The 1,889-nt window shown below is 63.7% G+C and carries 1 protein-coding gene; it reads left to right on the top strand.

Translation table 11 applies throughout. The features are described from left to right. Nucleotides 1–147: 147 nt before the first annotated feature. On the top strand, nt 148–1,515 hold the full coding sequence (gene secY / locus ACQKDV_RS19275) for a preprotein translocase subunit SecY (RefSeq protein ID WP_427785835.1): 1,368 nt from the start codon (nt 148–150) through the stop codon (nt 1,513–1,515). Nucleotides 1,516–1,889: the final 374 nt, after the last annotated feature.

Genomic DNA, 1,889 nt, shown 5'->3' with positions numbered 1-1,889 from the left:
CGTGCACGACGCCCACGCCGAATCCTATGGCAGCGAAGCCGTGGAGAAACTGGGCAAAGGCGTACACCCTGAAGGGTATTGCTGCCACGGCCGGTGCCAAGGCTGCAATCGAAGCTGCCGGCGGCAGCGTGACGGAGTAAGAACATCATCGCGCAAGCTGGCATCGGTAACCTCGCGGGCGGAATGGGCAAGTTCACCGAACTTCGCCAACGTTTGCTGTTCGTCGTCGGGGCTTTGATCGTCTATCGCATCGGCTGCTATGTGCCGGTGCCGGGCGTCAATCCCGATGCCATGCTTGCCATGATGCAACAGCAGGGCGGCGGCATCGTGGACATGTTCAACATGTTCTCGGGCGGCGCCCTGCACCGATTGAGCATCTTTGCGCTCAACGTGATGCCGTACATCTCGGCATCGATCGTGATGCAGCTGGCCACCCATATCTTCCCCGCCCTGAAGGCGATGCAGAAGGAAGGTGAGTCCGGCCGTCGCAAGATCACCCAGTATTCGCGTATCGGCGCCGTGCTGCTGGCGGTGGTGCAGGGCGGTTCGATCGCTCTGGCGCTGCAGAACCAGGTGGCTCCGTCGGGCGCTCCGGTCGTGTACGCGCCGGGCATGGGCTTCGTGCTCACTGCCGTGGTCGCACTGACCGCCGGCACCATGTTCCTGATGTGGGTCGGTGAGCAGGTCACCGAGCGCGGCATCGGCAACGGCGTGTCGCTGATCATCTTCGCCGGTATCGTGGCGGGCCTGCCGGGTGCGGTCATCCACACCTTTGACGCCTACCGCGATGGCAACATCCAGTTCATCCAGCTGCTGCTGATCGCCATCGTCGTTCTCGCCTTCACCTTCTTCGTGGTGTTCGTCGAGCGTGGCCAGCGCCGGATCACGGTCAACTACGCGCGCCGCCAAGGCGGTCGCAACGCGTACATGAACCAGACCTCGTTCCTGCCGCTGAAGCTGAACATGGCCGGTGTCATCCCGGCGATCTTCGCCTCGAGCCTGCTGGCCTTCCCGGCCACCCTGGCCATGTGGTCCGGCCAGGCCGCCAACCAGAGTGCCGTTGGCCAGGCCCTGCAGAAGGTCGCCAACGCCCTGGGCCCGGGCGAGCCGCTGCACATGATCGTGTTCGCTGCGCTGATCACCGGTTTCGCGTTCTTCTATACCGCGCTGGTGTTCAACTCGCAGGAAACCGCCGACAACCTGAAGAAGTCCGGCGCGCTGATTCCGGGCATCCGTCCTGGCAAGGCCACCGCCGATTACATCGACGGCGTGCTGACCCGCCTGACCGCTGCCGGTTCGGCCTACCTGGTGATCGTCTGCCTGTTGCCGGAACTGATGCGCACGCAGCTGAACGCCTCGTTCTACTTCGGCGGTACTTCGCTGCTCATCGTGGTGGTGGTGGTGATGGACTTCATCGCCCAGGTGCAGGCGCACCTGATGTCCCACCAGTACGAAAGCCTGCTGAAGAAGGCCAATCTGAAGGGCGGCAACCGCGGCGGTTTTGCCCGCGGCTGACAAGCCTGTTATACTTTCGTCTTCCTGACGTGATGGTCCTCCGCTTCGCGGACTCTGGCCACACAAACGAAGGGCGGCCCCCGCAGCGGTTCCGGGTGGGGGTGTGACGAGGTGGTCCTGCGCTGGAGTAGCGCGGGCGGCCCCGGGGAAACCCAGGTCCAACCTTGTCCGGCGCCGGAGCCTGGGCACACTCCCCAGGCCGGGTTCATGAAACCTCTGGTTTCACGGGCTTCCAAGTAAACCGGAACCTTGTTAGTATCGCTAGTTCACTTTTTTGATCCATCCTGCCGGATTGGCGTGCCCGAGGCGCGCTGTCGGCCCACCCCATAGATGCACAGCGCCTTGGCCGCCATCAGCGCCAGCACCAGGCCGAC

Source organism: Stenotrophomonas sp. NPDC077659, assembly GCF_050268705.1.
Taxonomy (GTDB): domain Bacteria; phylum Pseudomonadota; class Gammaproteobacteria; order Xanthomonadales; family Xanthomonadaceae; genus Stenotrophomonas.
Note: the sequence above shows the minus strand (reverse complement) of the source record. Positions and strands in the feature narration are given on the sequence as shown.